This window comes from Micrococcus sp. NPDC078436, assembly GCF_040702705.1.
GTDB lineage: Bacteria > Actinomycetota > Actinomycetes > Actinomycetales > Micrococcaceae > Micrococcus.
This window is the reverse complement of the sequence record NZ_JBFBLX010000018.1, coordinates 1-23,987: the sequence shown is the minus strand read 5'-3', so window position 1 is coordinate 23,987 and position 23,987 is coordinate 1. Positions and strand designations below refer to the sequence as shown.

Below are 23,987 nucleotides of genomic sequence, written 5' to 3'. Positions count from 1 at the left end.
GAAACTCTCTTCCCTGCACCCTCAGCGTGACACGCACTGAACCCCGTGATCACGCCGATTCTCGCACTAAGGATGACTCCGGACATGACCGCCACCCAGGAACCCGCGACCCAGGACCAGCACGCCCACGGACCCTCCGTGAAGCACCACCTCGTCGAGGCCGTGAACTGGAACCGCATCCAGGACGAGAAGGACGTGGAGGTCTGGAACCGCCTCGTCAACAACTTCTGGCTGCCGGAGAAGGTGCCGCTGTCCAACGACGTCCAGTCCTGGGCCCACCTGACCGACGACGAGCGCCTGCTCTCCATGCGCGTGTTCACCGGCCTGACCCTCCTGGACACCATCCAGGGCACCGTCGGTGCCGTGTCCCTCATCCCGGACGCGCTGACGCAGCACGAGGAGGCCGTCCTGACGAACATCGCGTTCATGGAGTCCGTGCACGCGAAGTCCTACTCCTCGATCTTCTCCACGCTCTCCTCCACGAAGGAGATCGACGAGGCCTTCCGCTGGTCCCGCGAGAACGAGAACCTGCAGCGCAAGGCGCAGATCGTCGTCGACCGCTACGACGGCGAGGACCCGTTCAAGAAGAAGGTCGCCTCGACCCTGCTGGAGTCCTTCCTCTTCTACTCGGGCTTCTACTGGCCGATGTACCTCTCCTCCCGGGCGCGCCTGACCAACACGGCGGACCTGATCCGCCTGATCATCCGGGACGAGGCCGTGCACGGCTACTACATCGGCTACAAGTACCAGCGCGGCATCGAGGCGCTGCCCGCCGAGCGCCGCGAGGAGCTGAAGAACTTCACCTTCGAGCTGCTCTTCGAGCTGTACGAGAACGAGGTCGAGTACACCCACGACCTCTACGACGCCGTGGGCCTGGCCGAGGACGTGAAGAAGTTCCTCAACTACAACGCCAACAAGGCCCTGATGAACCTGGGCTACGAGCCGATGTTCCCGGCCGAGGTCACCAACGTGAACCCGGCCATCCTCTCGGCGCTCTCCCCGAACTCGGACGAGAACCACGACTTCTTCTCCGGCTCCGGCTCCTCCTACGTGATCGGCAAGGCCGAGAACACCGAGGACGAGGACTGGGACTTCTGATCCCGCGCTGACCCGCGGCGTCTCTCCGCACGGACCCACGACGCCGGCCGTCCGCCTCCTTCACGGAGGCGGGTGGCCGGCGTCGTCTGTGTCTCCGGTGGGCCGTCCGTGACGTTCTGCGACATCAGGTGAGCACCTGCCGGAAAGGCCGGGCCATCCTGCGATAGGATCGGCGTCAGCTTCAGGAGAAGCGGCTTTCGGCCCCGCCCCACCGGCGGGACCACGTGGTCCCACGACGAGCCGCTCGCCAACCCCATGTTCACGGGTGGCATCGGACCGAGAAGCGGCCCCCCTCCGCCGCACGGAGGCCCCTGACGGGGCACAGTGCGGTGGCTGGAGGACGGGCAAGAGCATCGTCGAAAGGAACCCCGGCCATCGGCCCGGGGCGAGCCACGCCCCTCCTGCGCCACGCGCGCCGGCCCCTCTGGCCCGCCGTGCCGCGCCCACAGCCGTCCCACCGCCCCCAGCGGGCGCCACCTCATCGAGGAGAACCCCATGACGCAGAACATCACCCGCCGCTCCTTCGCCGGCCTCTCCCTGGCCGCCGTCGGCGCCCTCGCTCTCACCGCGTGCAACTCCCAGTCCGAGAACAAGGGCTCCTCCGCCTCGGGCTCGGGCGACGCGAAGAAGGTGCGCATCGGCGTCGTCTCGGAGAACGAGACCCACCGCCTCCTGGCCAAGATCGCCAAGGAGGAGCACGGCATCGACGTCGAGATCCGCAACTTCACCGAGTACACGCAGCCCAACCCCGCGCTGGACAACGGCGACGTGGACATGAACTGGTTCCAGCACATCGCCTACCTGGCCGACTACAACCAGGCCTCCGGCAAGGACCTCACCCTCATCGGCACCACGGAGATCATCCCGCTGCCGCTCTACTCCAAGAAGTACAAGGACCTCAAGGAGTTCCAGAAGGGCGACGCCGTCGCGATCCCGAACGACACCGTCAACCAGGCGCGCGCGATCAACGTCCTGGTGGCAGCGGGCCTGCTGAAGCTCAAGAACGACACGATCCGCCCCGAGGTCCGTGACATCGACGAGGCCGCCTCCCTCGTGAAGGTCCAGCCCGTGGCGGCGCAGCAGACCGTCAACGCGCTCGAGTCGGTGGCCGGCTCGATCATCAACAACACCTTCTCCGCGGACGCGGGCATCGACACGACCACCGCCCTGTTCAAGGACGACCCGCAGGCCGACTCCGCCAAGCCCTTCGTCAACGGCTTCGCGGTGCGCCGCGCGGACCGCGAGAACGAGACCTACAAGACCGTCGCGGACCTGTACCACGACGAGCGCGTGCTCGCCGAGTCCGCCAAGCTCTCCTCGGACACCTCGGTGCCGGTGAAGCTGGACGAGGGGCAGATCGACGAGACCCTGAAGCAGTACCAGGATGCCATCGCGAAGCAGGGTGCCTGAGCCGGTGACCGGTTCGCACACCCCTGAGCACCCGGCGGCCGTCACGGCCGCCGGTACCCCGAGGCGCGCCACGCAGGGCGCCCCGGGGGAGGACATCATCGTCTTCGACCACGTCAGTCGCGTGTTCACCACCGGCGGCCGCGAGGTCACGGCGGTGGACGACGTCTCCCTGTCCGTCCGCCGCGGTGAGGTCTTCGGCGTCATCGGGTTCTCCGGAGCCGGCAAGTCCACCCTGATCCGCATGATCAACGGGCTGGAGAAGCCGACGTCGGGCACGGTCACCGTGCTCGGCGAGCAGGTCTCGCACCTCTCCGAGGCGCGCCTGCGACCCCTGCGCACACGGATCGGCATGGTGTTCCAGCAGTTCAACCTGCTCACCTCCCGCACCGTGGCGGGGAACGTGGAGTACGCCCTCGCCACGGCCGGGTGGCCGCGGGGCGACCGCAAGGCCCGCGTCGCGGAGCTCCTCGAGTTCGTGGGGCTGGCCGACAAGGCGCGGCACTACCCCGAGCAGCTCTCGGGCGGGCAGAAGCAGCGCGTGGGCATCGCCCGCGCGCTCGCCGCCGAGCCGGAGATCCTCCTGGCCGACGAGGCCACGAGCGCCCTCGACCCCTCCACCACCCAGGAGGTCCTCACCGTGCTGCGGCGCGTCAACGAGGAGCTCGGCGTGACGATCGTGGCCATCACCCACGAGATGGAGGTCATCCGCTCGATCGCCGACCGCGTGGCCGTGATGGACACCGGCCGTGTGGTGGAGTCGGGGAAGGTCTACGACCTCTTCTCCCGTCCGGCCCACTCGGCCGACGCCGCGTCCTTCGTGGCCACCGCCCTGAAGGACCGCCCCACGGCGGAGGAGGTCGCCCGCATCCGCGAGCGCACCGCCGGCCGCCTGGTGATGGTGTCCCTCAAGGACGCCGCCGCCGTGTCCGGGGTGCTCGGCACCGCCGCACAGCGCGGGGTGGGATTCGAGATCGTCCACGGCGGCATGTCCGCCACCAAGGACTCGGCCTACGGCCTGCTCACCGTGGCGCTCACGGGTGAGCCGGCCGCCGTCGAGGCGTTCGTCGCGGACCTGGCGGGCGCCGGGGACGTGCAGGAGGTGCAGCACCCGTGATCCAGGACATCCAGAACCTCGACTGGGACTACTACGGCCCCGAGCTGCTCTCCGCGATCGGCGACACCCTCTACATGGTGGGGTGGGCCTTCCTGCTCGGCGGCATCCTCGGCATGCTCGTCGGCATGGTGCTGTACACCACGCGGCCGGGCGGCATCTACGCCAACCGGGTGGCCTACGCCGCGATGAACTTCGTGGTCAACCTCATCCGGCCGATCCCGTTCGTCATCCTCATCGCCGCCCTGCAGCCGCTCACCATCCAGGTGGTCGGCACCGGCATCGGCAACACGGCGGTCGTGTTCTGCATGATCTGGGCCTCCACGTTCGGCATCGCCCGCATCGTGGAGCAGAACCTCGTCTCGCTGGACCCCGGCGTGATCGAGGCGGCCCGGGCCATGGGCGCCTCCCGGATGCGGATCATCCGCACCGTGGTGCTCCCCGAGGCCCTCGGCCCGCTGATCCTCGGCTTCACGTTCGTGATCATCTCCCTCGTGGACATGTCCGCCATGGCCGGCATCATCGGTGGCGGCGGCATCGGCAACTTCGCCATCGTCGAGGGGTACAACCGGTTCCGCCCCGAGATCACGTGGCTCGCCGTCGCGGTCGTCATCGTGCTCGTCCAGGCGCTGCAGCTGGCAGGCAACGGGATCGCCCGCCGGGTCATGCGCCGCTGAGCGGAGGCTCGTCGCGCTGTCCTGCCGCGCCCCACTCGACGCCGGCCGGTCGTCTCCCCACGGAGGCGACCGGCCGGCGTCGTTCTGGCAGACTGCCGGGCATGACCACTGATGCCCACGACGGCGGCGCCGAGACCGGCGCTGAGCCCCGCGCGTACTACGTCCGCACCGCCGATCCCCGCACCACCGAGGAGGGTGTGCGCATCGCCGACGTCCGCTCCACCGTGCACGCTCAGGGCGCGTGGCGGCCCGAGGAGATGCACATGGCGGCCGTGTCCGCGCTGCTCGTCCATGAGATCCAGGCGGAGTTCGGCAAGGACGGCCTGCGGATCGCTCGCCTGAGCTTCGAGATCCTCGGCACCCTCTGGTCCGGCGACCTGCACGTGGAGACCCGTGTGATCCGCCCGGGAAAGACGATCGAGCTCGTGGAGTCCGTGCTCACCGCCCGCGAGCGGGCCGTCCTGACCTGCCGCGCGTGGCTGCTCACGACGACGGACACGTCCGCCGCCCTGAACATCCCCGACGAGCTGCTCACCCCGCGCGAGGAGTGCGCCGGCGAGGGAGCCCTGTCCGGGTGGGGCGGCGGCTTCATCGCGAGCCTCGACGGACTCGAGGCCCCCGGCCACGAGCCCGGCCACGGCCGCGTCTGGCTGACCTCGGACGTCGCGATGGTGGACGGGGAGACCACCTCGGACCTCGTGCGCCTGATCGGACTGGCGGACGCGGCGAACGGCATCGCGCCGGTGCTGCCGCCCAAGCCGGGCGGCTGGTTCTTCCCGAACGTGGATCTGCAGATCCACCTGTACCGCCAGCCGACGGGCTCCTGGCTGGGCATCGCCAACCAGGTCACCGTGGGCCCGGACGGCGTGGGCCTCACCTCCTCCGTGCTCCACGACGACGGCGGCCCCTTCGCCCACGCCGAGCAGACCCTGACCGTGCGCCCGTGGCCAGAGGCGTGAGCGGGTCCGGACCGACGGACGGATCGAGGGACGAGGCGTCGGACGCCGCGGACGGTGGTCGCCTGAAGCAGCCCGGGGAGGGCGCGGCGCCCCAGGGGGTCCGCTGGTTCGTGCAGGGTGAGTCGTTGGGCGCGACCGAGGACCTCGACTGGGCCATGGACGCGCTCGGCCAGTTCCGGGCGGCCGCGGCGGCGGGCACGCCGATGGCCGACCTGATCCGGGTCTACGTGCCGGAGCCCACCGTGGCCTTCGGCCAGCGCGACACCCGGCTGACCGGGCACGCGTCCGCCGTCGACGCGTGCCGTGCCCATGGCTTCGCGCCAGTGACGCGCCGGGCCGGGGGACGGGCGGCGGCCTACCACCACGGCTGCGTGGTGGTGGACCACCTCGCCCTCGAGGAGGACGCCGGGGTGCGCCAGCAGGCACGGTTCTCCGAGTTCGCGGACCTGTTCGTGCGGGCGTTCGCGCGGATGGGGGTCGAGTCATCCGTGGGGGAGATCCCGGGGGAGTACTGCCCGGGCGAATTCTCCGTGCAGGGGCCGGCACCCGGGAATCCGGTGAAGCTGGCCGGCTCGGCGCAGCGCGTGGTCAAGGGGGCGTGGCTGTTCTCCACCCACGTGGTGGTCGCCGACGCCTCCCCGCTGCGCGCCGTGCTCACTGACGTCTACCGCTCGCTCGGGCTCGAGATGGACCCGCGGACCGTCGGCGGGGCGGACGACGTGCGACCCGGGGCCGCGGTGCCGGCGTTCACGGTCGCCCTGCGTGACGAGTACGCGGCGTGGGCGCAGGGGCAGGGGCGCGGCGTCGTGGACGTCTGAGCGCCGTCGACGCCCGTGAGGCGCGCCACGAGGGCGGTGTCGGCGGCGATCACGGTGGAGACGTGGCGGCTGCTCACGCGGAGCCCCCCACCCCGCCCGTCATGGCCAGCGCCGCGAGTTCGCGCTTCAGCCGTGCCTTTGACCGCGGCGCGAAACCGGCAGCGAGCGCATGCGCCCGGCGCTCGGCGTCCGTGCGGTACAGCGCCCAGCCCCGCTGCACCAGGAACGGGACCGGCTTGCGCCGTTCGGCGACGTCGCGGCCGAACCGGCGCACCGCCGTCGTCCCCCGCCACTGGTCGATGTACCAGGCCTCGAACGGGACGCCTGCGCGGGTGAGCGCCGCCGGCATCTCCTCCGCGAAGATGCCCTCGGCCACGATCACGCCGTCCGGTTCCAGCGAGACGGCGGTGTGCCCGAGCACGGAGGACGTGGAGATGTCGTAGTCGGGGACGCGGGTGACGCCCTCCTCGAGGAGCTCGACGACGGCGTCCACCGCGGCCTGCTCGTTCCACGTCCCGGGGTGGTCCCAGTCGATCTCCCCGTAGGGGGTGCGCGGGAAGACGGGGCCGGAGCCGCCGCCGTCGTCGGACTGCTGGAAGTAGAACGCGTCCAGCGGGAGGTGGGGGCGCCCGTAGCGCCGGGCGAGGTAGGACTTGCCCGAGCCGGAGGCACCTCCGAGGAGGACGACGCGCGCGGCGTCCGTCAGGGTGTCCACGGGGCTCAGTGACCCCGCTCGATCCACTCCTGCAGGTGCGGCTTCTCGTCCCCGATGCGGGTCGAGCCGCCGTGGCCCGTGTGGACCACCGTGGACTCCGGCAGCGTGAGCAGGCGCTCGCGGATCGATTCGATGATCGTGTCGAAGTCCGAGTACGAGCGGCCCGTGGCGCCGGGCCCGCCCTGGAAGAGCGTGTCGCCGGAGAACAGCACGCCGGTGGGGGTGCCGTCGTCGTCCTGCTCGCCGAGGTCCGGGGCGTGGAGGCACACGGAGCCGGGGGAGTGCCCGGGCGTGTGGAGCACGCGCAGCTCGACGCCGGCCACACGCATCACGTCGCCGTCGGTCAGTTCGCCGTCGGGGGCGTCGTCGGGGAAGACGGCGTCCCACAGCATGCGGTCGGCCGGGTGCATCAGCACGGGGGCGTCCACCATCTGGCGGAACTCCTGGACCTGGCGGATGTGGTCGTCGTGGCCGTGGGTGAGGAGGATGGCCAGCACCTGGCGGCCGGCCACCTTCCTCCACACGGCGGAGGCATCATGCGCCGGGTCGATGACGACGCACTCCTCCGCGCCGCCGACGACCCACACGTTGTTGTCCACCTGGTGCGTCTCGCCGTCGAGGGAGAACGTGCCGGAGGTGACGGCGTGGTCGATGCGCGCGGCCATCAGAGCACCACCACCGAGCGCAGGACGTCGCCGGACTTCATGGTCTCGAAGGCCTCGTCGACCTGGTCGAGGGCGACGGTCTCGGTGACGAACTCGTCCAGGGGCAGGCGGCCCAGGCGGTACTGCTCCACCAGCATGGGGAAGTCGCGCTCGGGCAGGCAGTCGCCGTACCACGAGGACTTCAGGGCGCCGCCGCGGCCGAACATCTCGAGCAGCGGCAGGGTGAGCTGCATGTCCGGGGTGGGCACGCCCACCAGCACCACGCGGCCGGCGAGGTCGCGCGCGTAGAACGCCTGCTCGTAGGTCTCGGGGCGGCCCACGGCCTCGATGACGACGTCGGCGCCGAAGCCGCCCGTCGCGGCGCGGATGGCTTCCACCGGGTCCTGCTCCTTGGAGTTCACCGTGTGGGTGGCGCCCAGCTCGGTGGCCTTGGCGAGCTTCTTGTCGTCGATGTCCACCGCGATGATCGTGGTGGCCCCGGCGAGCTTCGCGCCCGCGATCGAGGCGACGCCCACGCCGCCGCAGCCGATGACGGCCACGGACTCGCCGCGCTTGACCGCGCCGGTGTTCATGGCGGCGCCGATGCCGGCCATGATCCCGCAGCCGAGCAGGCCGACCGCGGCCTGTTCCTCGGGCGTGTCGACGCCGTCGACCTGGGTGCACTGCTTGGCGTGGACGAGGGTCTTGTCGGCGAAGGCGCCGATGCCGAGGGCGGGGGAGAGCTCCGTGCCGTCCTCGAGGGTCATCTTCTGGGCGGCGTTGTGCGTGGCGAAGCAGTACTCGAGCTGGCCCTTCTTGCACGCGCGGCACTCGCCGCACACGGCGCGCCAGTTGAGGATCACGGTGTCGCCGACGGCCACGTGGGTGACGCCCTCGCCGATCGCCGAGACCACGCCGGTCGCCTCGTGGCCGAGCAGATACGGGTACTCGTCGCCGATGCCGCCCTGCACGTAGTGCAGGTCCGTGTGGCACACGCCGCACGTCTTGACGTCGACGACGGCCTCTCCCGGTCCCGGGTCGGGGATGATGATGGTCTCGATGCTGACGGAGGCGTCCTTCGCCATGGCGACGACGCCGCGGACCTTCTGTGGCACGCTGACTCCTTGTGCAGTGGGGGTGGCTCGGTGTCCATCCCACCACACTCGAGGCCGGGGCGGCATCCGGTGGGGACCGGCGGCGACCCCGTTGTGGTGGGGCACACTGGGGGCATGTGCGGACGGTATGTGATGGCCCGGGCGGCCGGTGACCTCGTCAGGCTAGGCGGCGGCATGCTGCCCGATGAGACGCTCGAACTGCGGCCCAACTGGAACGTGGCCCCGACGGCGGACGTGCCGATCCTGCTGGAGCGGGCGGTGGACGGGGACGGCGCGGGGGCGTCTGGCGGGGGCGAGGCGCCCGACGGGGAGGTGCGGCGCGAGCTGCACGTGGCGCGGTGGGGACTCGTTCCGCCATGGGCGAAGGAGCTGTCCGTGGGGTCGCGGGCGTTCAACGCCCGGTCCGAGACGGTGGCACAGAAGCCGACGTTCCGGGCGGCCGTGCGTTCGCGCCGTTGCGCGGTGCCGGTGGAGGGGTACTACGAGTGGAAGAAGCCGGAGCCCGGGGCGAAGGGAGCCGACGGGAAGGCCGCCGAGAAGCAGCCCTTCTACGTGCACCCGGCCGGCGCCGGTGACGGCGAGGGGCCCGTGATCTGGTTCGCCGGGCTCTACGAGTGGTGGCAGGACCCGGAAGCGAAAGCCGCGGGAGAGGACGCGTGGGTGCTCTCGACGTCGATCCTGACGATGGCGGCGCCGAACATGGAGGCGGAGGATCCGCTGCTGGCGGAGCTGGGGGAGCTGCACGACCGGCTGCCCGTGCCCTTGGGAGCCGAGGCGATGGCCCGCTGGCTGGAGCCCGGGAAGCTCGGGTCGGCAGAGGAGGCCGAACTGCTCGTGGACGAGGTGTGCGCGCAGGCGTACGGCGTGGCGTCGGGGTGGCGCCTGCGCCCGGTGGGCTCGGCCGTGGGGAACGTGCGGAACAACGGCCCGGAGCTGATCGAGGAGCCCGGCGAGGTGCAGGAGCGACTCCTCTGAGGTGGGCCGGGTGGGGCGCCCGGAGGTGAGCCGAGGAGCGGCCTTCAGCCGCCGTCCGGGGCGTCGATGGGCCCGGTGCAGCCCCACGCGGAGGCGTCGGCGCCGCAGTCGTCGGCGACGTTGCGCGTGACTGTGCGCCAGATGTCCGCGGTGACCGGGGCGGCGTCCAGGGTGATGGTGCCGGGGATCAGCTGCCACTCGCCGCCGGCCACCCGGTACTCGCCGACGTACACCGTGGTCAGGCCGACCGTGTAGGACCCCGTGTCCTCGTAGACGTGGCTCGTGGGGGTGGGCACGTTGAACTCGGGCTGCGCGTGGCCTCCGTCGTGGGTGGTCACGGTGCCGGTGCCGTCACCGTAGGTCCAGTGGAAGGTGACGGGCGTGGCGCGGAGTTCGATGTCCTGGCCGGCGATGGTCGTGGTCAGGGAGACCGGCTGCGCGAGGGTGTAGAAGTTGGTCTCCGCGTTGCGGACGCCGCGGCCGGCGTTGTCCGACTCGATCGTCGGCTCCAGGACCAGGAGGGTGCGGACTTCGTCGATGGTGACCGGGGGAGCGGCGTCGCCTGCGGCGCCGATGGGAGCCGGGCCGGTGCCGGTGCCCGTGCAGATGGGGGTGGAGTAGGTGACCTGTGGTGTACCCGTACTGATGTCAGTTGTCTCCGTCATAACCCACTCGCCACCGTCAGGACAGAACTTTTCCTTCTGCTCTTGACAGGTTTTGAAGTCTGGGTTGCCCACCTGGTTCGGGTCGCAGGCGTTCATTGTGACGTTTGTCTTCAGTGAGGGCTCTGGTGCGGACGCCTCTTCTATGTCCCGCGGAGGCGCTTCTGGGTCAACGTCATTGACGATCCCCGTTCTTTTAGAAACTCCGCCCTGGTGGCACTTCTTTGAGACAGCGATGGACGAAGCGGAGAGTGCGTAGATTGCTTTATTGGTGGTGCATTCCTCGGAGATTTGCTGGCCGCGAGCCGGGGTGACGCCAATGATTGCCAGCGTGAGGATCAACAGGGCCATATTCTTGATTGATCTGGTGGTTTTGAATTTCATTGTCATCTATCCCCGCGTCCCTGGAAGGTCATTGATTCTACAAACCAACTCTTCAAGTCATCATCATAGATGAGATCAGCTACCCAAGGGGCGCCCTTTGATTCCGGTACGTTTCCCCCCTCGGGCGTAGAGCCATCGCGCATGTATCCCGTGCCGCTGGAGAAATTCATGATAAGCGTCGCGTTATATCCACTAGAAGATGGCCTGAGGCGAGCGGAACTCACATTGGACTGGGTGCCTGTGAACCATCCTTCATTCGAGTAGATGGCCTCCATCGAGCTAATTATGTGACTGCAGAAGGCGCAAGCCTCCCAAGATGCGGTGCGTGTGGGACCCGCATCCCCCGTCTGCTGCATGTAGTAGACCGTCTCCCAGAAGTACTTCACCGCCGCCTCGGCGCCCTCCTGGGTCTCTTCCTTCATGACCTCGGGCATCACCGGCTTCGGCACGTTCTGGGCGGGGCCTTCGGCGGAGGCGGGGACGTACGGACCGCTCGCCGTTGCGCTCGCGGGTCCGCTCCCGCTAGATGGCGCCGTGCCGCCGTCGGGGGTGGAGGGAGATGCGCCGGCCGTAGCCGTAGCCGTAGCCGTGGGGGTGTCAGCGGCCTGCGTGGACGAGGCGGGCGCCGTCGTCGTGGTCTCGGTCGGTGCCGGGTCTCCGCCGCCGCAGGCCGTGAGGGCCAGTGCGAGGGCGGCTGCCAGCGATGCGGCCTGGGCGGGGCGTCGGCGGGGCAGGGCGCGTGGGGGTGCGGTGATGGACAAGGTCCCCTCCTCAGAAGACATCCGTTCCGTCCGCCGCCACGGCTCTGATCCCGTGAAGACCACCGCGTGAGCGGCGTGTGAGTGGCGACACTGGCGAGTGTACGCATGCCTCCGCGACACGCGAGGGGTTCTCCACAGGGCGGACCGTGAACATCGTCAGACGCGCAGGTGTCGTGTTCCCGACCGTTCATCTGCTCGTTCCGTGGGCGTTCCGCGCCGGGCATCCCCGGGGTCATCTCAGCCTCCTAACGTCCAGGTCAGCGACGCTTCCGCGACGTCATCGACCGCCGCTTCAGCAGGAGAGAGCCATGACCGATCGCATCCCCGAGTCCCCGTCCGTCGATCGCCGCGGCATCCTCGCCGGAGGCGGAGCCTTCGCCGCGGCCGGCGTGCTGGCCGCAGCCCCCGTCGCCCAGGCCGCGCCTCCGGCCCACGCCCCTGCCCATGGACGTCGCCGTGACGCCGGCGCCCAGTCCATGCCGCTGGCGTTCGGCAAGAGCCGCCGCTTCAAGATCGTGCAGTTCAACGACACCCAGGGCGGCCACGCCGCGGACCGTCGCACCCTCGAGTTCATGGGCAAGGTCCTGGACCGGGAGAAGCCGGACTTCGCGCTCATCAACGGCGACGTCATCGACGGCTCGCCCACCACGGACCTGCAGGTGATGCAGGGGATCAACAACTTCGTCATGCCGATGGAGTCCCGCGGCGTGAAGTGGGCCATCACCTTCGGCAACCATGACGAGGACTCGGTCACGGAGCACGGCACCTCGATGACGGAATCCCGGATCGTGGACTTCGTGCGCCAGTACAAGCACAACCTCAACCCGGCCGTGGACCCGTCCAAGCCGGGCCACTCCGACGCCCAGCTGCTCGTGCGGGGGTCCCGCGGCGCCGCCCCCTCCTTCGCCATCTGGCTGCTCGACTCGGGCCGCTACGCCACCGCCCAGGACGCCGCCGGGCAGTCCACCGAGGGCGTCATGGACTACGACTGGATCCGTCCGCAGCAGATCCGCTGGTACGAGGAGGCCTCGGAGGCCACCGCGGAGCGCTTCGGCAAGGGCGTCCCCGGCCTCATGTTCTTCCACATCCCCACGTTCGAGCACTCCTACATGTGGTACGCCTCCCAGGGCGAGAAGGACGAGGCCCGCCACGCGGAGGCCGTGCGCCGTCACGCCATCGAGGGTGTGAAGCACGAGGACGTCTACCACGGTCTGATCAACTCGGGCATCTACGCCTCCGTGAAGGAGCGCGGCGAGGTCAAGGGCATCTACTGCGGCCACGACCACATCAACACCTACAAGGGGAACTACTACGGCGTCGAGCTCGGCTACGCGCCCGGCACCGGCTTCGACACCTACGGCCTCAACGACGGCACGTGGGATCAGCACACCCTCCGCGGCGCCCGCGTGTTCGAGCTCGACGAGCGCACCGAGGCCGTCTACACCGGCGACACCCGCATCGTCTGGGCCCGTGACCTCGGGATCGACATGAACCCGGAGGGCAAGCCGGTGGCCGCGCCTGCCGCCTTCCCGCGGTACGTGAAGGCCTGAGCGCGGCCCCGCCCCGCCCGGGGGCGTGAGCACGGCGACGTCGGCACCCGCGCGGGTGCCGACGTCGCCTTTTCCCCGGGCCCCCTTAACGTGTCCGCTGCCACCCGTAGTGTCCCTCCCATCGGGTTCGAACACATGTTCGGGTACGATCGAGAGTGCGACCTCCGGCCCTCGGTCCCATCGCGGGCCGAGGCTTCCCGACTCTTCCCCTGCCCGCCGTCGCGGGTGGGTCGCGCTCCCGCCGTCCGTCGGCGCCCGCCGGCGGATCCGTCCGCAGCGCACACAGGGAGAGAGCAGCATGGGAGTCTTCACGCAGTCCGTGGCGGTGGAGCGCGCCCCGGACGGCGCGCCGCAGGGCCTGCATTGGAACGGGCGGGACTACGTCATCGCCGAGCGGCCGATGCGCTGGTTCGAGCGTCGCCGCTGGTGGGCCGAGGAGGTGCGGGCCGAGAAGGGCCGCGGGCCGGGCCTGGTGGACCATGAGATCTGGCGCCTGCAGGTGCGCCTCGCCCGGGCCGGCTCCGCCCCCGTGCAGACCCTGGACGTCGCCCACCACCTCGACTCCGGGCGTTGGCGCCTCATTCGCGTCCACGAGGTCGCTCATGACCTGCGGAGGACGGCGTGAGGTCCCGTCCGCCCCTCCGGGGCCTGCCCCCCGCTTCCGTCATTCGAACATGTGTTCTATTGTGGGTGAGTGGCCGCCTCGGCGGCCACAGGCCGCCCCGACCGCCTCCTTCCCCTGGCTCGGACCCCCGCACGCTTCCCGGCTCGTGCACCCGCCGCGCTTCCCGCGCCGCCCCCGTCGGAGACCCCGGCGGGGTGGTCCAGCACGTCCAGGAGAGCTCCCCATGGGTGACCGCACGCCCCCGCCCGTCCCGTTCCCCCATCTGCACATGGCCTCGGCCTTCAGCGCCCACTACGGGGTGAGCTGGCCCGAGGACCTCGCCGCGGCCGCCGCCGCGGCGGGCATGGACCTGCTCGCGTGCACCGATCGCGACGGCCTCTACGGCATGGCCAAGCACGTGGGCGCGTGCCTGCAGCACGGCATCGCGCCCGTGGTCGGGGTGGACCTCGCCCTGCGCTGGTCGGAGGAGGACGGCGACGCCGGCCGGGCCGTCATCCTCGCCCGGGGTGGCTCCCACGGGTCCGGCTACCGCGCCCTGTGCCAGGTGATCTCCGCGGCCCATGCCCGTACCACCGGGGGAGCGGGCGGAGGCAGCCCCTGGGCCGCCGTCGCCGAGCTGGCGGAGGCCGCCGGGGGGCGCGTGCCCACCGCCGCCAACCCCGCGAACCCGCCGAGCCCGGAACTGTTCGTGCTCCTCGGGCCGGACTCGGACCTCGGACGCCACCTCGCCCGCCGCCGCTACACCGCGGGAGTGGGCGCCCTGCGCCGGTGGCGCTCGGCCCTGCCCGCCGGATCTGTGCACGTCGACGTCGTCACGCACCTCTCCGCGCCCGGCCGACGGCTGGACACGGGCCACGCCGTGAAGATGCTGCGCGCCGCCCGGGACACCCGCACGCCCGCCGTGCTGACCAACGCCGTGCGGTACGCCGCCCCGGACGGCGCGGCCACCGCGGACGTCCTCGACGCCGCCCGGGCGCTGAGCTCCCTCGACGCCCTGCACGACCTGCAGCCCAACGGACAGGGCTGGCTCAAGCCCACCGAGCACATGCACCGGATCGCCCGTGAGGTGTGCGAGGCCGCGGACGAGCCTGCCGCGCCCCTCCTGGAGTCCACCCGCCGCCTGGCCGAGGCCTGCGCCCTCGACCCCGAGAGCGATCTCGGCTGGGGCCGGCCCCGGGTGCCCGAGGCCTCCGTCATCGGGGTGGACGGGCCGCCCGACCGCGTGCTGCACGAGCGGACCCTCGCCGGCCTGGCCGCCCGCTACCCGCGTCTGCACACCGGCTCCGGGTTCGGCACCAGTCAGGAGGCCCGCGACCTGCAGGACCGGGTCGAGCACGAGCTCGGGATCATCTCGCGCCTCGGGTTCGCGAGCTACTTCCTCACGGTGTCCTCCGTGGTGGACCTGATCGAGGGGATGGGCGTGCGGGTCTCCGCGCGCGGCTCCGGGGCGTCGTCGCTGGTGAACCACGCGCTGCGGATCTCCAACGTGGACCCCATGGCCAACGGCCTGATCATGGAGCGCTTCCTCTCGGACGCGCGCTCCACCCTGCCGGACATCGACATCGACGTGGAGTCCGCGCGCCGCCACGAGATCTACCGTGCCGTGTTCGAGCGCTTCGGGGCCGAGCGGACCACGCTCATGAGCATGCAGAACGCCTACCGGGCCCGCGGCGCCGTCCGGGACGCGGGGATGGCCCTGGGCCTGCCGGACGAGGACGTGGACGTCATCGCCAAGCAGCTGTGGCGCTTCTCCGCCTCCAGCTTCCGCGAGGCGCTGCAGCGCATGCCCGAGTTGGGGGAGCTCTCCCGCCGCGTGGAGTCCGGCCGCCGGGCGGGGCGGCATCAGCTGGACCTGCTGGTGGACATCACGGAGCGTCTCGATCGCCTGCCCCGGCACATCTCCATGCACCCGTGCGGCGTCATCCTCGGCGACGCCACCCTCCTGCACCGCACGCCCGTGCAGCCCTCGGGCATGGGCCTGCCGATGAGCCAGTTCGACAAGCACGACATGGACCCCATGGGCTTCCTCAAGCTGGACATCCTCGGCGTGCGCATGCAGTCGGCGATCGCCTACACGCTGGCGGAGGTGGAGCGCATCACGGGGGAGAGGCCGGACCTCGAGCGGGTCCCCCTCGACGACGAGGCGACCTTCGAGATGATCCGCACCACCCACACTCTCGGCTGCTTCCAGATCGAGTCGCCGGGCCAGCGGGAGCTGATCGGCAAGCTCGCCCCCCGCGAGTTCAACGACCTCACGGTGGACATCTCCCTCTTCCGTCCCGGCCCCATGCAGTCGGACATGGTACGGCCCTTCCTGGAGCAGCGGCACGGCTGGGCGGCGGCCCGCTGCCCGCACCCGCACCTCGAGCCCGTGCTCGCCGAGACGCACGGCGTCACCGTGTTCCACGAGCAGGTGCTGCGCACCATGGACGTCATGACCGGCTGTGGCCTGGCCCGCGCGGACGAGTTCCGCCGGCTCCTCGGCGGGCCCGCCGAGCGCACGGTGGAGGAGTACTTCCGCTCCCACGCGCTGGAGAAGGGGTACGACCTCGACGTGATCGACGAGGTCTGGGGCACCCTCCACGCCTTCGGCTCGTTCGGCTTCTGCAAGGCCCACGGCGCCGCGTTCGCCGTGCCCACCTACCAGTCCGCCTGGCTCAAGACGCACCACCCCGAGGCCTTCATGGCCGCCATCCTCGAGCATGACCCCGGCATGTACCCGGCCCGCCTCATGGTGGCCGAGGCCCGCCGCATGGGCATCCCCGTGCTCCCGGTGGACGTCAACGCCTCCACTCGGCACGTGCGCGTCGAGTGGGTGCCCTCGCACCCGGAGGTGGACGGCCACGGCCTCCACGGGGAGGGCGCCCACGACGACGGCGCGCGTCACCCCGCGGACGGCGGATGCGTGGACGACGACGGCGCGCCCGGTCCTTCCAGGCCCAGCACACCCGGCCCTCCGACGCCCGGCCCACCCGCACCCGGCAGCTCCGCGACCGCCAGCTCCGCGACCGGTCCCGACGGCCGCGCTCGCGGTCGCTGGGGGATCCGCCTGCCCTTGACGAGCCTGTCCGGGTTGAGCGAGGCGGAGGTCGAGCGCCTCGACGCGGGCCGCCCCTACCACTCCCTCGCCGACGTCCGGGACCGTGCCCGGCCCACCAGCCGCAACCTGGAGCGGCTCGCCCAGCTCGGCGCCCTCGACTGCCTGCTGCCGCCCGGCGGGGCGTCTCGCACCGACCTCGTGCACCACCTCGAGCTGCAGCACTCCAGTACGCGGGGCACCGGCCCGGGCCGCGGGGCCACCCGTTCGCGGCCCCCGCGGACCCGCCAGGTGGACGGTCAGCTGGCCCTGGACCTGCCGGACACCGAGCTCAGCGCCCTCACCCCGATGTTCCCGTCCCCGCCCACGGCCGCGCAGGTGCGCACCGAGCTGGACCTCACCGCTCTGGACGTGACCGCCCATCTCATGGACTCCCACGCGCCGTACCTCGACGCCCTCGGGATCACCCGCGCGAAGGACCTGCTGCGACTGCGCTCGCAGTCGCGCGTGCTCGTGGCGGGGGTGCGCGTGGCCACGCAGACCCCGCCCATGCGCAGCGGCAAGCGGGTGGTGTTCCTCTCCGTGGACGACGGGACGGGCTGCGTCGACGCGTCCTTCTTCACCGAGGCCCAGCACGCCTCGGGGGAGATGCTCTTCTCGGCGCGCCTCCTGCTGATCGAGGGGACCACGCGACGCACCGGCCCGCAGGCCGTCTCGGTGCAGGCCGTCCGCGCATGGGACCTGCACCGCTCCGAGACCCTGCCCGACCCCGACTACCTCGACGCCACCCGGGAGCAGTGGCGGCGCTGGCTGGCCGCCGACCGGAAGGCGGCCGCGGTCCGGCGTCGCGGCGGCACGCCGGGCGGGCCCGGCGGCGGGGCGTCCCTGCCGGACATCCCGCACCACGGCACCGGCGGCTGGCCGGTCAAGGTGCGCCCCGAGGCGCTCGTCGCCCAGGACGCCGAGCGCGTGGAGGCCGGGGCGAGCGCCGGGACGCCGCAGGCCACGGCCGAGGCCCCGGGGTGCAGCACGCCCATCCCGGTGCCCCACCCGGACACGTGGGAGCTACTGCCCACGCCGGAGCGGTGAGCCGTCCGGCACGGATGAGGGGCTGCTTAACGTGTCCGGGCCCCGTGATGGACTGCATGAGGAAAGGGGGGAAGAGACATGGACGTGATCGGTGAGACCAGGCGCGTGATGAACCCGTCTGCGCGCCTCGGCAACGCCGCTGACGGCGCCGGCAGCGGCAGTGCAGACCGGAGTTCCGGCGAAGGCCTCGGCGAGGGTCCACGCTCGCCTCTCGGCGCGCCGGTCGCGGACCTGCTCGGGGCCGCGCAGTCGGACGTCCTGGCTCTGCTCGAACGGCTCGGGGACCCGGAGTGGCACCCGGAGGTCGAGGACCTGCGGCTCCCGGCCCTGCTCCAGGAGGTGGAGCGGCTCGCGCGCACCGTCGCCGCGGTGCAGACCTCCCTCGCCGGGCACCTCGCCCAGGTCTACGGGCACGAGGCGGATCGTCATGAGCTCCTGGGCATCCCTCCGGGCAAGAGCCCCCACCGGGACGAGGCCGACTGCCTGCGCTCCCTCCTCCACATCGACCGCCGGGACGCCCAGCGCCGACTCCGCCGAGCCGAGGCCACCCGACCCCAGCGCGCCTTCGCCACGGCGCCGGTCGCGGAGCCGCAGCTGCCCGCCATCGCCCGTGTGGTGGCGGCCGGGGCCGCCGAGCCGGGGGCCTGCGACGTCGTGATCGAGACGCTGACGCGTGCACGCACCGACGCCCTGATCGCCGGCGTGCCTCGGGACGAGGTCGAGGACCTGGTCGACGCGGGAGAGGGCATCCTGGCGGACCAGCTCCAGCGCATCGAGCCGGACGGCATCCGTCGGCTCTGCGCCCGGTGGCGTCAGAACCTCGACGCCCTCGTCATGCCGGACACCGCCGCGCCCACGGAAGCGGAGCTGAACGCCGCCCAGGGACTGTTCCACCGGGGCCAGCGCCGTGGGCTGCACCGGTGGGACCTCCACCTCACCGACGCCCAGCATGAGGTCCTGCAGACCGTGGCATCCGCCGCGACGAACCCCCGCGCCGTTGCCGGCGTGCAGGACGCCGGCTCGGCCCCGGACCCCCGGACGCGCGGGCAGCGGCAGGCGGACACGCTGGTGAGCGCCCTCCAGGCGGCCCTCGCGCATGCCGGTGCGGAGGCATTGCCCTCCACCGGCGGGAACCGTCCGCAGGTGCTCGTCACGATCGACCATCGGACGCTCCTCGGGGAGCTGCGCGCCGCCGCCGACGGACGCATGGGGTCCGCCGTGTCCACGGCCGACCTCACTGGACCGATCGACCCCCGCGAGATCCGGCGCATCGCCTGCGACGCGGACATCATCCCCGCCGTCCTGGGCGGCGAGGGGGAGATCCTCGACCTCGGCCGGGCGCGTCGTCTCTTCACCCGTGCCCAGCGGCGGGCCGTGACGGCGCGGGACGGCGGATGCGCCGCACCCGGCTGCGCGCTGCCCGCCAGCTGGTGCGAGGTCCATCACATCGGCCACTGGGAGCACGGCGGGCCCACGGACGTGGCCAACGGCGTGCTGCTCTGCTCGCACCATCACCAGGCCGTGCACGCCGGGTGGTGGGAGGTGTCGGTCATCGAGGGCGTCCCGTGGTTCGTCCCGGCCCGCCACCTCGACCCGGACCGCACGCCGCGCCGGAACCAGCATCACCGGACACGCCCGGGCCCACCCGGGGCGGCTCCTGCTCCGGCGAGGCGGGAACCACTCCCTCCGCCGGAGCGACCAGCCTTCCCCGAGCCCTGGACCCGGCTTCAACCGCCCCTGCGGATCGGTCGCGCCCAACGGAGCCCCGGCGGGTGGGAGGAGTCCGCCGCGTCGACGCGGGTCGGCGCCCTCCTGCGTCGTCGCCGCCCTGTTCCCGCCCGCCCCTAGAATGGGGGCGGCTGGCGGTGGCCTCCGTATGCCACACGCCCAGAAGCCTGACCCGAGAAGGAGCACCGTGTCCGAGCCGAAGAACATCCTGCTGACCGTGGACGGCCAGATGCGGGAGGTGACGCACGGCATCACCGGCCTGGAGCTCTTCCGGGAGCAGCCCACCACGGTGGTCATGCGCGTGGACGGCCACCTGTGGGACCTCGCCCGCGCAATCCCGGCCGGCGCCAGCGTCGAGGCCGTGGACATCACCGAGCCCGAGGGCCTGAACGTGCTGCGCCACTCGACCGCCCACGTGATGGCCCAGGCGGTGGAGCAGCTGCGCCCCGACGCCAAGCTCGGCATCGGCCCGTACATCACGGACGGCTTCTACTTCGACTTCGACGTCGCCGAGCCCTTCACCCCGGAGGACCTCAAGCAGCTCGAGAAGATGATGCTGAAGATCGTCAACGCGAACCAGCAGTTCCGCCGCCGCGTGGTCACCGAGGACGAGGCCCGCGCCGAGATGGCGGAGGAGCCGTACAAGCTCGAGCTCCTGGGCAAGAAGAACGAGGCCGACACCGCGGGCGAGGGCGCTTCCGTGGAGGTCGGCGCCGGCGAGATCACGGTCTACGACAACGTGGACCGCAAGTCCGGCGACGCCGTGTGGTGCGACCTGTGCCGCGGCCCGCACCTGCCGAACACGAAGCTCATCTCCAACGCCTTCGCGCTGACCCGCTCCGCGGCCGCCTACTGGCTGGGCAACGAGAAGAACAAGCAGCTGCAGCGCATCTACGGCACCGCCTGGCCCACCAAGGCCGACCTGAAGGCCTATCAGGAGCGGCTTGCCGAGGCCGAGCGACGCGACCACCGCAAGCTGGGCGCGGAGATGGACCTCTTCTCCTTCCCGGACGAGCTCGGCTCGGGCCTGCCCGTGTTCCACCCGCGCGGCGGCATCATCCGCAAGACGATGGAGGACTACTCGCGCCGCCGCCATGAGGAGGCCGGCTACGAGTTCGTCTACACGCCGCACATCACGAAGCAGCACCTCTACGAGGTCTCCGGGCACCTGGACTGGTACGCGGACGGCATGTTCCCGCCCATGCAGATCGACGAGCAGCGCGACCCGGAGACCGGCGAGGTCACCCGGCAGGGGCAGAACTACTACCTCAAGCCGATGAACTGCCCCATGCACAACCTCGTGTTCCGCTCCCGCGGCCGCTCGTACCGCGAGCTGCCGCTGCGCCTCTTCGAGTTCGGCTCCGTGTACCGCTACGAGAAGTCCGGCGTGGTCCACGGCCTGACCCGCGTGCGCGGCATGACCCAGGACGACGCCCACATCTACTGCACGCGCGACCAGATGAAGGACGAGCTCACCACGACGCTCACCTTCGTCCTCGACCTGCTCAAGGACTACGGCCTGGACGACTTCTACCTCGAGCTGTCCACGCGTGACCCGGAGAAGTCGGTCGGCTCGGACGACATCTGGGAGGAGGCCACCCGCACCCTCGCCGAGGTCGCCGAGGGCTCCGGCCTCCAGCTCGTCCCGGATCCGGGCGGCGCCGCGTTCTACGGGCCGAAGATCTCCGTGCAGGCCAAGGACGCGATCGGCCGCACCTGGCAGATGTCCACCATCCAGCTGGACTTCAACCTGCCCGAGCGGTTCGACCTCGAGTACCAGGCCGCCGACGGCACGCGTCAGCGCCCCGTGATGATCCACCGCGCCCTCTTCGGCTCGATCGAGCGCTTCCTCGGCGTGCTCACCGAGCACTACGCGGGCGCCTTCCCGGCGTGGCTCGCCCCCGAGCAGGTCGTGGCCATCCCCGTGGCCGAGGCGTTCAACGACTACCTGGCCGACGTCGTCGCGAAGCTGCGCGCCGAGGGGATCCGGGCCCGCCTGGACGACTCCTCGGACCGCTTCCCGAAGAAGATCCGCACGGCCTCCAAGGAGAAGGTGCCGTTCGTGCTCATCGCGGGCGGCGAGGACGCCGAGGCCGGCGCGGTCAGCTTCCGCTTCCGCGACGGGTCGCAGGACAACGGCGTTCCCGTGGACGAGGCCATCGCCCGCATCGTGAAGGCAGTCCGGGAGCGCGAGGTCACGGCGTGAGCACCCCCGACGGCGACGCCGCGGCGACGGACGGCTTCGGGCTGCCCGGCGTCCCGGACGCCTTCGATCGGCTCTGGAACCCGCACCGCATGGCGTACATCAACGCCGGACCGGACCAGGTGAAGGACGAGCACACGTGCCCGTTCTGCGCGGCGCCGCATCGCACGGACGAGGAGTCGCTGATCGTGCACCGCGGGCGCACGGCCTTCGTGATCCTCAACCTGTTCCCGTACAACCCGGGGCACCTGCTGATCTGCCCGTACCGCCACGTGCCCATGTACACGGACATCACGGCGGAGGAGACGGCGGAGATGGCGGAGCTGGCCCAGACGGCCATGCTCGCCCTCGAGGGGGCCAGCCGCCCCAAGGGCTTCAACCTGGGCATGAACCAGGGCGTGGCCGGGGGAGCGGGCATCGCGGCACACCTGCACCAGCACGTGGTGCCGCGGTGGACCGGCGACGGCAACTTCCTGCCGATCATCGCGCACACCAAGAACATGTCCCAGACCCTGGGCCAGACCCGCGACCTCCTCGTGGCAGCCTGGCCCGCAGCGGCCGCCGAGCTCACCGCCCGCAGGAGGCGCGACGCCGGGGCAGAGCCCGACGACGCTCCGGACGCTCCCGGCGACGCGACGCCCGCCGCGGCACCGCAGGGGGACGTGCGCTGATGCTGGACCGGCATGCCCGCGGGGTGACCACGCGCGTCTTCCTGCCCGTGGCCCGCGGGCTGCTGCGCGCCGGCGTCAGCCCGGACGCCGTGACGGTGACGGGCACCGTGGGCGTGAGCCTCGGCGCGCTCGTGTTCTACCCGCTCGGCGAGCTGTTCTGGGGGACGATCGTCATCACCCTGTTCGTGTTCTCGGACCTCGTGGACGGCATCATGGCCCGCGAGGCCGGGACCACGGGCCGCTGGGGATCCTTCCTGGACTCGACCCTGGACCGCGTGCAGGACGCCGCGGTGTTCCTCGGCGTGCTGTGGTGGGGCTTCGGCGTCGGGGACAACCCGACCGTGGGCGTCCTCGCCGCCTCCTGCCTGGCGCTCGGCATGCTCGTGTCCTACGCCCGGGCCAAGGCCGAGTCGCTCGGGTTCACCGCCAACGTGGGCATCGCCGAGCGCGCCGAGCGGCTCGTGGCCACGCTGGTGGCGGTGGGCCTCACGGGCCTGGGGCTGCCGCCCGTCCTGCTCACCGTGGTCCTCGCGCTGCTCGCGCTCGCCTCCGTGGTGACCGTGCTGCAGCGGGTCGCCGCGGTGCGTCGCCAGGCCCGCGCGTCCGCGGCCTGAAGCACCCTGCCGCCTCAGCCAGCAGTCACCTCAGTCGGCAGCGATCGCCGCCACGACGGCGCCGCTCACCGCGACGAGGTCGGCGGGGGCCAGCTCGACGTCGAGCCCACGCTGCCCGCCCGAGAGGTACATCACCTCTCCTGTGAGGGCGGACGCGTCCACCACCACGGGGTGCCGGTTCCGCTGTCCCAGCGGGGAGATGCCGCCCCGCACGTAGCCGGTGCGCCGCTCGGCCACCGCGAGGTCGGCCATCACCGCCTTCTTCACCCCCAGCGCTGCCGCGGCGGCGCGCAGGTCCAGCTTCCCGGACACGGGCACGACGCACGCGGCCAGCGAGCCGTCCGGCAGGGCCACCATCAGGGTCTTGAACAGACGCTCCGGGGGGACCTCCAGCGCGTGGGCCACCTGCGCGCCGAAGCTCTCGCCGCCGCCGTCGAGGGCCACCTCGAACGTGTGGAGCACGTGCGGCACCCCGGCCGCCACGAGCGCCGCGACGGCGGGGGTCGCCGTGTGCTTCAGCGCGCCCCGATCCGTGCCGCCCCGCCTCCGTGCCATGCCGGCCGTCCTCGCCGGCTCAGAGGCCGGCCTGCTCGCGCACGTTGCGCTTGATCCGCCCGAGCATGGCGGACATGCCGCGCAGCCGCAGCGGGGTCAGCGCCTTCTGCAGGCCCAGCTTCGCCGGGATGTCCTCGGGGACGTCCAGGACCTCGCGCGCCGTGGACCCGTCGAGCCCCTGGGAGAGGACGGAGGCGAATCCGCGCGTCGTGGGTGCCTCCCGCGGCGCCGTGATGTACAGGCGCACCACCGCGTCCGGGCCCGGCTCGCCCTCCAGCTCGACCGCGAGGAACAGGGGCGACTGGCACTCGACCACCTGCTCCATCTCGGCCTCGTGGCCGTGGAAGCGGGCGGGCAGCTCCGCCAGCTCGTCGGAGAACTCCAGCAGCAGCTCGAGCTTCTGCGGATCGGGCACCCCCGCGAAGTCGTCGATGATCTCGGACAGGGCGGCGGGGGTCGCGGTCGACTCGGTCATGGTCACCCAGTCTAGTTGTAGGAGGGCATGACGTTGTTGACTCGGGCCGGGGCCAGTGAGGCCGGAGGAGCCTCTGCGCAGGAGGTATGAGGCCGATGGTAGTTGTAGTGG

General features: G+C 71.5%; 21 protein-coding genes. 14 read left to right on the top strand and 7 right to left on the bottom strand.

The features are described 5' to 3' along the window. Positions 1 to 84: 84 nt before the first annotated feature. From nrdF to AB0302_RS10070, 6 genes are all read left to right on the top strand, one after another. Positions 85 to 1,098 carry a class 1b ribonucleoside-diphosphate reductase subunit beta gene (gene nrdF / locus AB0302_RS10095; RefSeq protein WP_366371816.1) on the top strand — a complete coding sequence of 338 codons (1,014 nt, stop codon included), beginning with the start codon at positions 85 to 87 and terminating at the stop codon, positions 1,096 to 1,098. 495 nt (positions 1,099 to 1,593) lie between these two features. Next, positions 1,594 to 2,508 (top strand): MetQ/NlpA family ABC transporter substrate-binding protein, encoded by a 915-nt coding sequence (locus tag AB0302_RS10090; protein WP_298710389.1) that lies wholly within the window; start codon positions 1,594 to 1,596, stop codon positions 2,506 to 2,508. A 4-nt stretch (positions 2,509 to 2,512) separates the two neighbouring features. Further along, entirely contained in the window at positions 2,513 to 3,622 is a 1,110-nt protein-coding gene (locus tag AB0302_RS10085) for a methionine ABC transporter ATP-binding protein (protein ID WP_366371814.1), read from the top strand. Further along, on the top strand, positions 3,619 to 4,296 hold the full coding sequence (locus AB0302_RS10080; RefSeq protein WP_298710385.1) for a methionine ABC transporter permease: 678 nt from the start codon (positions 3,619 to 3,621) through the stop codon (positions 4,294 to 4,296). Before AB0302_RS10085 ends, AB0302_RS10080 begins: the two co-directional genes overlap by 4 nt. Positions 4,297 to 4,397: 101 nt before the next feature. Then, positions 4,398 to 5,255, top strand: a complete 858-nt coding sequence (locus AB0302_RS10075; RefSeq protein ID WP_366371811.1) for a thioesterase family protein — start codon at positions 4,398 to 4,400, stop codon at positions 5,253 to 5,255. Beyond that, positions 5,252 to 6,073 carry a lipoate--protein ligase family protein gene (locus AB0302_RS10070; protein ID WP_366371809.1) on the top strand — a complete coding sequence of 274 codons (822 nt, stop codon included), beginning with the start codon at positions 5,252 to 5,254 and terminating at the stop codon, positions 6,071 to 6,073. Before AB0302_RS10075 ends, AB0302_RS10070 begins: the two co-directional genes overlap by 4 nt. 73 nt (positions 6,074 to 6,146) lie before the next feature. Here the strand turns inward: AB0302_RS10070 and AB0302_RS10065 are convergent, their stop codons facing one another. Genes AB0302_RS10065 through AB0302_RS10055 form a run of 3 tightly spaced genes read right to left on the bottom strand, consistent with a single transcriptional unit; the run spans position 6,147 to position 8,547 of the window. Continuing rightward, positions 6,147 to 6,788: a uridine kinase gene (locus AB0302_RS10065; RefSeq protein ID WP_366371807.1), complete on the bottom strand. Its 642-nt coding sequence runs from the start codon at positions 6,786 to 6,788 to the stop codon at positions 6,147 to 6,149. A 5-nt stretch (positions 6,789 to 6,793) separates the two neighbouring features. After that, the gene (locus AB0302_RS10060) at positions 6,794 to 7,453 is read right to left on the bottom strand and encodes an MBL fold metallo-hydrolase (RefSeq protein WP_366371805.1); all 660 of its coding nucleotides are present in this window, start codon (positions 7,451 to 7,453) and stop codon (positions 6,794 to 6,796) included. After that, positions 7,453 to 8,547, bottom strand: coding sequence for an S-(hydroxymethyl)mycothiol dehydrogenase (locus tag AB0302_RS10055; protein WP_366371803.1), 1,095 nt, complete (start codon positions 8,545 to 8,547; stop codon positions 7,453 to 7,455). Before AB0302_RS10055 ends, AB0302_RS10060 begins: the two co-directional genes overlap by 1 nt. Positions 8,548 to 8,661: 114 nt before the next feature. On the opposite strand from AB0302_RS10055, the gene AB0302_RS10050 reads away from it, so the two are divergent. Beyond that, entirely contained in the window at positions 8,662 to 9,522 is an 861-nt protein-coding gene (locus tag AB0302_RS10050; protein WP_298710377.1) for an SOS response-associated peptidase, read from the top strand. A gap of 44 nt (positions 9,523 to 9,566) precedes the next feature. On the opposite strand, the gene AB0302_RS10045 is transcribed toward AB0302_RS10050, so the two are convergent. Both AB0302_RS10045 and AB0302_RS10040 read right to left on the bottom strand, forming a co-directional pair. After that, positions 9,567 to 10,187: a hypothetical protein gene (locus AB0302_RS10045; protein WP_248116869.1), complete on the bottom strand. Its 621-nt coding sequence runs from the start codon at positions 10,185 to 10,187 to the stop codon at positions 9,567 to 9,569. A gap of 383 nt (positions 10,188 to 10,570) precedes the next feature. After that, positions 10,571 to 11,350: a DUF6318 family protein gene (locus AB0302_RS10040; RefSeq protein ID WP_366371800.1), complete on the bottom strand. Its 780-nt coding sequence runs from the start codon at positions 11,348 to 11,350 to the stop codon at positions 10,571 to 10,573. Between the two features lie 287 nt (positions 11,351 to 11,637). On the opposite strand from AB0302_RS10040, the gene AB0302_RS10035 reads away from it, so the two are divergent. The 7 genes from AB0302_RS10035 to pgsA all read left to right on the top strand — a co-directional run bounded on the left by AB0302_RS10035 (position 11,638) and on the right by pgsA (position 22,846). After that, on the top strand, positions 11,638 to 12,879 hold the full coding sequence (locus AB0302_RS10035) for a metallophosphoesterase family protein (RefSeq protein WP_298710371.1): 1,242 nt from the start codon (positions 11,638 to 11,640) through the stop codon (positions 12,877 to 12,879). Positions 12,880 to 13,177: 298 nt separating this feature from the next. Then, complete coding sequence (locus AB0302_RS10030; protein WP_248116876.1) at positions 13,178 to 13,504, top strand: DUF6504 family protein; 327 nt, start codon at positions 13,178 to 13,180, stop codon at positions 13,502 to 13,504. 223 nt (positions 13,505 to 13,727) lie between these two features. Continuing rightward, a complete protein-coding gene (gene dnaE / locus AB0302_RS10025; RefSeq protein WP_366371798.1) occupies positions 13,728 to 17,630 on the top strand; it encodes a DNA polymerase III subunit alpha in 3,903 nt (1,300 codons plus the stop codon). 78 nt (positions 17,631 to 17,708) lie between these two features. Further along, positions 17,709 to 19,478 carry a DUF222 domain-containing protein gene (locus AB0302_RS10020; protein ID WP_366371796.1) on the top strand — a complete coding sequence of 590 codons (1,770 nt, stop codon included), beginning with the start codon at positions 17,709 to 17,711 and terminating at the stop codon, positions 19,476 to 19,478. A 67-nt stretch (positions 19,479 to 19,545) separates the two neighbouring features. Continuing rightward, on the top strand, positions 19,546 to 21,564 hold the full coding sequence (thrS, locus tag AB0302_RS10015) for a threonine--tRNA ligase (RefSeq protein ID WP_366371794.1): 2,019 nt from the start codon (positions 19,546 to 19,548) through the stop codon (positions 21,562 to 21,564). Continuing rightward, positions 21,561 to 22,232, top strand: a complete 672-nt coding sequence (locus tag AB0302_RS10010; RefSeq protein WP_366371792.1) for an HIT domain-containing protein — start codon at positions 21,561 to 21,563, stop codon at positions 22,230 to 22,232. Before thrS ends, AB0302_RS10010 begins: the two co-directional genes overlap by 4 nt. Next, on the top strand, positions 22,232 to 22,846 hold the full coding sequence (gene pgsA / locus AB0302_RS10005; protein ID WP_298710362.1) for a phosphatidylinositol phosphate synthase: 615 nt from the start codon (positions 22,232 to 22,234) through the stop codon (positions 22,844 to 22,846). Before AB0302_RS10010 ends, pgsA begins: the two co-directional genes overlap by 1 nt. A 30-nt stretch (positions 22,847 to 22,876) precedes the next feature. On the opposite strand, the gene AB0302_RS10000 is transcribed toward pgsA, so the two are convergent. Together AB0302_RS10000 and AB0302_RS09995 are read right to left on the bottom strand one after the other, a co-directional pair. After that, positions 22,877 to 23,401 carry an aminoacyl-tRNA deacylase gene (locus AB0302_RS10000; protein ID WP_248116889.1) on the bottom strand — a complete coding sequence of 175 codons (525 nt, stop codon included), beginning with the start codon at positions 23,399 to 23,401 and terminating at the stop codon, positions 22,877 to 22,879. A 19-nt stretch (positions 23,402 to 23,420) separates the two neighbouring features. Further along, the gene (locus tag AB0302_RS09995; protein WP_319074860.1) at positions 23,421 to 23,876 is read right to left on the bottom strand and encodes a SufE family protein; all 456 of its coding nucleotides are present in this window, start codon (positions 23,874 to 23,876) and stop codon (positions 23,421 to 23,423) included. Positions 23,877 to 23,987: the final 111 nt, after the last annotated feature.

Coding starts and splice junctions, on each gene's coding strand:
- nrdF (WP_366371816.1), top strand. CDS start 85: ATGACCGCCACCCAGGAACCCGCGACCCAGGACCAGCACGCCCACGGA.
- AB0302_RS10090 (WP_298710389.1), top strand. CDS start 1,594: ATGACGCAGAACATCACCCGCCGCTCCTTCGCCGGCCTCTCCCTGGCC.
- AB0302_RS10075 (WP_366371811.1), top strand. CDS start 4,398: ATGACCACTGATGCCCACGACGGCGGCGCCGAGACCGGCGCTGAGCCC.
- AB0302_RS10060 (WP_366371805.1), bottom strand. CDS start 7,453: ATGGCCGCGCGCATCGACCACGCCGTCACCTCCGGCACGTTCTCCCTC.
- AB0302_RS10050 (WP_298710377.1), top strand. CDS start 8,662: ATGTGCGGACGGTATGTGATGGCCCGGGCGGCCGGTGACCTCGTCAGG.
- AB0302_RS10045 (WP_248116869.1), bottom strand. CDS start 10,187: ATGACGGAGACAACTGACATCAGTACGGGTACACCACAGGTCACCTAC.
- AB0302_RS10040 (WP_366371800.1), bottom strand. CDS start 11,350: ATGTCTTCTGAGGAGGGGACCTTGTCCATCACCGCACCCCCACGCGCC.
- AB0302_RS10035 (WP_298710371.1), top strand. CDS start 11,638: ATGACCGATCGCATCCCCGAGTCCCCGTCCGTCGATCGCCGCGGCATC.
- AB0302_RS10030 (WP_248116876.1), top strand. CDS start 13,178: ATGGGAGTCTTCACGCAGTCCGTGGCGGTGGAGCGCGCCCCGGACGGC.
- dnaE (WP_366371798.1), top strand. CDS start 13,728: ATGGGTGACCGCACGCCCCCGCCCGTCCCGTTCCCCCATCTGCACATG.
- AB0302_RS10020 (WP_366371796.1), top strand. CDS start 17,709: ATGGACGTGATCGGTGAGACCAGGCGCGTGATGAACCCGTCTGCGCGC.
- pgsA (WP_298710362.1), top strand. CDS start 22,232: ATGCTGGACCGGCATGCCCGCGGGGTGACCACGCGCGTCTTCCTGCCC.
- AB0302_RS10000 (WP_248116889.1), bottom strand. CDS start 23,401: ATGGCACGGAGGCGGGGCGGCACGGATCGGGGCGCGCTGAAGCACACG.
- AB0302_RS09995 (WP_319074860.1), bottom strand. CDS start 23,876: ATGACCGAGTCGACCGCGACCCCCGCCGCCCTGTCCGAGATCATCGAC.